Origin of the sequence: Algoriphagus aurantiacus, assembly GCF_035156405.1 — a bacterium.
GTDB lineage: Bacteria > Bacteroidota > Bacteroidia > Cytophagales > Cyclobacteriaceae > Algoriphagus > Algoriphagus aurantiacus.
In genome coordinates, this window is sequence record NZ_JAXRUT010000063.1 from 1 (window position 1) to 5,378 (window position 5,378).

The 5,378-nt window shown below is 45.4% G+C and carries 4 protein-coding genes; 2 read left to right on the forward strand and 2 right to left on the reverse strand.

Translation table 11 applies throughout. The features are described from left to right. Both SYJ56_RS25680 and SYJ56_RS25685 read left to right on the forward strand, forming a co-directional pair. A partial coding sequence (locus tag SYJ56_RS25680; RefSeq protein WP_323839242.1) for a MauE/DoxX family redox-associated membrane protein occupies positions 1-232 on the forward strand: 232 nt, incomplete at its 5' end. A 776-nt stretch (positions 233-1,008) separates the two neighbouring features. After that, on the forward strand, positions 1,009-1,293 hold the full coding sequence (locus SYJ56_RS25685) for a hypothetical protein (RefSeq protein ID WP_323839243.1): 285 nt from the start codon (positions 1,009-1,011) through the stop codon (positions 1,291-1,293). Positions 1,294-1,335: 42 nt separating this feature from the next. Here SYJ56_RS25685 and SYJ56_RS25690 read toward each other — a convergent pair whose 3' ends face one another. Both SYJ56_RS25690 and SYJ56_RS25695 read right to left on the reverse strand, forming a co-directional pair. After that, a complete protein-coding gene (locus tag SYJ56_RS25690; protein ID WP_323839245.1) occupies positions 1,336-2,694 on the reverse strand; it encodes a RagB/SusD family nutrient uptake outer membrane protein in 1,359 nt (452 codons plus the stop codon). 209 nt (positions 2,695-2,903) lie between these two features. Next, a partial coding sequence (locus SYJ56_RS25695) for a SusC/RagA family TonB-linked outer membrane protein (RefSeq protein WP_323839247.1) occupies positions 2,904-5,378 on the reverse strand: 2,475 nt, incomplete at its 5' end.

Consider the following 5,378-nt stretch of genomic DNA (forward strand, 5'->3'; position numbering starts at 1 on the left):
TCTGCTGAGTGTGGTACTGATGATTCTCTTTACGGGGTACGTAACTCTGGTCTGGCTGGGATTTACAGAACGTGTCCCCTGCTCCTGTGGCGGGGTGCTAAGTAGTCTGGGGTGGGGAGAGCATCTGGTGTTTAATCTGGTGTTTTTGGGAATAGCGGTGTGGGGAGTGGTAAGGGAGGAGCACAGAGATGCACAGAGAAAATGTGAGGAGCACGGAGACCTTACAGGTTAAAGGTTTAAAAGGTTAAGGGTTAAGCTGCTATTAGTAAGTAAGACTTGGAATAGTCAGGCTGAGCGGAGTCGAAGCCTAGTTTAAGGGTTAAAAGGTCAAAAGGACACATGTAATGTGTGAAGAGAATTTAGATTGATTTATCTCCAAAACCCTGTAGAAAAGAAGCCTGCCCTCCGGGAGGCGGGCATGCCGTAGGTATGCACTATGGGTAGCACCGGGTTTCAACCCGGTGCAAAAAAAAGACAAAAGGCCATTGTCCTTCCCGATATCGCTATGCTTCCCGAATCACTTCGTTCTCGGGATTAGAACATCGGGACAGGCAGGACATGAAGTATGGTGGTAGTAGAAAGTTTGTTCCGAGGAGGTCTATAGAGTTTGGGAATTGTCGGATTGGAAATCCTGCGGTTAAGGTTCGAGATTACAAATCTCGAACAGCAAGTGAACAGCAAGTAGTTGTTGAATTGTAAAGTTTGAATAATAAATGAAGGCAGTCTGGAGACTGCAATTTGATAAGCACAAGTCGTGAGACTTGCGCTAGTTGAGTGAAAAATAAAAAAATGCCAAGGCAAATGCAGCCCAACGAAAGCGATGGGAGCAGTTTTTAATTGAAGAAGAAAAAATCAACACGGTCCGTGAAGCCACCAGGTGGTTGCCGGACAACAGCAGGGGGCATAAACATCCGGCCGCCCCTCTCGGAAAGACAAACTGCCCGATTCGTGGTCAGGCAGCTTATCCAAAGCGACCGGAGTTATTAGTAAACTATAATGATTAAAATTATGAAAGTTACAACAATTAACCTCCTACGCGGAGGTGTATTTTCACTTGCTGTGGTAGCCGCTTTTGCGTTTACCCAGCCAACTCCAGAATTTCAGGACTATTATGGACTCGATGACAATAACATCCTTGTGGATGTGACTGATGTCGTAGCAACAGGTGAATACTCCTGTCCGGATAATCCGGGAACCCATTGTCTGTATCTGAGTAACGATATCGATGATCCGGCTCCCGGTGCCATGAATCAGGACCGGAAATTCAGCTGGGATCCTGAAAAAAGCAAGTAATTAACTAGTAAAGCCTCAAAAGTGTCTTTTGAGGCTTTTTTATTACTTCCTATCGTTCTGCAGGATATCATTGAAGTCAAGTTCATTCTGTGGAATAGGATATACATAGCGCTTGCTGTTAGGCAACAAGGTATAAGTTACTCCCCCTAACTCCCGGCTAAGTGTTTTTTCAAATTTACTATCACTATTCAGCCTTCTTAAGTCATCCCATCTGTGTCCCCGAAAGACCAAGGTTTTTCTTCTTTCTTCCAGTACTATCTCTAAAGCGTTTTCTTCATTCACTGCTGTAAGAAGTTCAAAGTTCCCTTCAGAAAACCGGGTTGCCAGTAATCCATTGAGCATGTTCATCCCCTCGTGAAATTGGCCTGTCCTTACCAATGCCTCTGCCCGGATAAGCACTATCTCATCCACTGCAATCCCACTAAAACCAACATTTCCAGAAGTATAATGCCCCTTGAAATTAAATCTTCCATCTACATTGGATGGCCTTAAATACAAGGCCTTTCTCAAATCAAAGTCAGTGTACAGAGACACCAGTTCTGGGTTTATATGGATCAAAGGCCTAGTCATATAAGAATAGGAACCCATAGCCGAATGGAAAATCACTTCCTCGTTGAACTGCGAAAATGGAAATGATGCTGCTTGATTAAGCGAGTTGTAATCCATCAAATCTGATTTGATACCAAGACATAAGTCCGTAAACTCCAGTGCTTCTTCATACTTTCCCAGTTGCAAGGACATCCGGGCCAAAAGACCATATGCTGCCCACTTACTCGGACGGGTCGGATAATCGATTGGTAAATCTGGCAGAAGCTCCAAGGAATTTTGCAGATCCATCCGGATCTGCGCATAACAGCTCTCCAAATCTGCTCTTTTCTCGTTGTTTCTGATTTCAGGATCCAAGCGAAGTGGAACGCCCAGTTGGGTGCTGGCTGTAGTAGGATCATACTGGGGAGCAAACAATCTCAACAGGTCATAGTATTGAAATGCCCTATAAAACAAGGCACTCCCTTTGATCCTGTTCCAATGGATCTCATTCTGACTGCTTTTAGCAACTCCCTCCAATTGTTGTAGAACAATATTAGTGGTGAGAATATTGGAATAATTCAGGTTCCAGTCATTGAAAGGCAATCCTTCCAAAACATCTTCCTTCCAGAGGTAAGCATTGCCTTCTGTGATCTGATTGTTCAAACTCATTAGTCCTTCCTGCGTAGTGATGATGTCATCTGTCCCGATCACACTGATTCCGGAAGAGGAATTGAAACCACTGTTGTCCAACAGTGCCTGCAGGTCCTGCAGGGTCTTCGGCACTACTATATCCACGGAGGGCTTCTCATCCAGAAAGCCCGAGCAGGAAGTAAGGAAAAGTAATACAACTATATAATTCATTAATTTATCCATCTTTCTATTGATTTTTCATTATATGGTTATCCGCAATCTTGCTAGTAGCATTAATTTCTTTGCTCACCAGGTCAGAAGACCGAAGACGGATGACCGAAGCAGCCTAAATGCTAGTGTTAAGCAAATCCTATTATGCTTTAGTCTCATAACTGGTAGAAAAGCGGATATAAGTATTTCATTATTTTATGTTCGGTTATTATCCAAGGGGTTTAGAATCCTATTCTCAGCCCAAAAGAGAAACTCCTCATCGGGCCAGAGAATCTGTAATCCGGATCCAATCGATCACTGGAGGCTCTCCAGATAATCCCTAGGTTATCTGCATAGGCATATAACTCCGCATTCTGAAAAGGCAACCAGTGGATATCGGACTGGTTCAGTCCATAGGAAAGCCGGATATCCTGCAGTCGAACATGGTCACCTTTTTCTACCAGATTGGATCCATAGAGGGTCAGGGTATTTCTATTGTTGTTGTTTGCCTCAGGCATGGATGGCACATCAGTCACTGCTTCATCCCCGGGTTTGATCCAGCGCAGTGCATAGTCTGCATGGCTGATTCGTCCTGCCAGTATCTCCCCATAGTTGACTGTCTGTCTCCTATAGTAGTAGCCCAACCTATAGGTAATATTGAAAGACAGGGACAGGTTTTTCCAGGATAGATTATTGGTAATTGCTCCAAACACAGTAGGCCTGGCGGGACCATGGTATCGTAGTTCGGATGCCGTCAGGGAAGAAATAATAGCGGAGTAATCGTCTGAGGATTCTCCATCCAGGTAGCCCAATGGATTCCCGTTGGCAGGATCCAATCCGGCAAAGGGAATGCTCAAAACGGAAAATAAAGGTTTGCCTGCTAAGGGCACTGCCCCAGAGGTACCAAGTAAAGCAGTGGTCGCAGAAAATTCACGTTCGTAACCGGTGACTTTTTCATTTACATAACTCACAAACAGTCTGGTATCCCATCTGATCAGACCTTGGGTATTGACCGTGGAAATCTCAAAATCAAAACCCTTGGTCAGTGTATTGGCGAAATTCCCGCGGAACTGACGCAGTCCGGTAGAAGCGGCCACAGGAAAATCCCCTAATAGATCCGTCCCTTTTTTCACATAGTATTCAAGACTAGCCCGAAGTCGCCCATCAGAAGTCTCCACATCCGCACCGAAATTGAGGATGCCTATTCTTTCCCATCTCAAATCTGGGTTGGGTGGACTACTCACCACCGCATAGGGTAAGCTGGGAATCAGGGAAAATGGTCCACCGGAGATGTATTGCGCCGTAGTAAATGCGCTTACTGATCGGTCCACATTCCCATTATAGCCATAGGTAGTTCTAAGTCTTATAAAAGGCAGGTTCCACCCTTCCAAAAATCCCTCTTCGCTGAGTACCCAGGATGCGCCTGCAGACCAGAGAGGTACTGCCTTCTGGTTTGTCCTCACGCCAAATAAATTGGAAGCATCCCTGCGCATGCTGGCATTGAGCACCAGCTTCTTGTCAAATGTAAAAGAGGAATTGAAATAAGCGGAAATGAAGTTATCAACCGTCCCCGAATGTGCATCTACCGAAGGGATGCTCGCCAGGGAATTGTTGTGAAATCGTCTAAACCGGGTGATGTAATCCACCTGCCTGCTTACTCCCAATTCCTCCTCGTATCCATAGTACCGGGTTTGGCTTCCTTCTCTGCGCAATGACTTTGCTTCGTATCCACCCAAAACGGTAAGCTGGTTTCTGCCAAAAACCTTTTCGTAATTTAACTGCGCCCTGAAATTATGGCTATGCCCAAAGTTTGATCCGATATCCTCTATCCCACCCTCCGGAATCGGTCTTGTAATACTTCCATCTGGGTCAAGCTGAGAAAACTGGTTCACCAAATCCCGGACAAAGTAGCTGCCAGCCAGCTGATAGTTCCTCTGGGAACTGCTGTTTTGCCAATACTGATGGGATACACTGGCCCGGAAACCTGGAAATATCTTATAGCCTAGCCCTAAATTGACCCGTAGATCAGAAGCCCTGGAGGAATTCTCCAAGCTTCCCAGTTCATCTAAAGGAATATAATTCCAATCCAAAAGATCTGCCGGTAAGTCCCCCTCGACATACCTCCTGCTGTACCCTCGGGTAATAGGCAAAGGGTTTCCATTGGCGTCTTGCAGGTAGTCATAGGAATAGGGCGAAGGTAGCTCAGTAGCTGTGGTCACTCCAGATCCTGTAAAATATAGGCCTAGGTTTGCATCCAACTTATTGTCCATGAAAAGCCAGGAGTTTTTGGCATTGAGCGTTATTCTTTCCCTGGAGTTACCTACCACCGTTTCATCGATGCGGTCGTATCCTGCGGAAACCGCATAAGTACTATGAGTACCTCCTCCGGTTATTCCAAGTGAATACTGCTGGCTCATTCTGGGACGGTAATAGTGATTTTGCAATTCACTTCTTACATCATGGTTTTTATATCCTGCCAGGCGTCTTTCAGCCTCATCTGATGAAATCACACCATCCCTTTGTGCAATGAGCGTCTCCACTACCGGGGACAATGCCGTCTTGCTGTTGGAGTTTTCACTGTTTTTGTAATAACCCCTGTCAAACAACATGCGCTCCACTTCCACAAAATCCGAATTGTCCATTCTTGGTGAATAAAACAGATCGGGTTTCTCGGTGAAAATCAGATTGGTATTCAGACTTACTTTGGGGGCTGATCC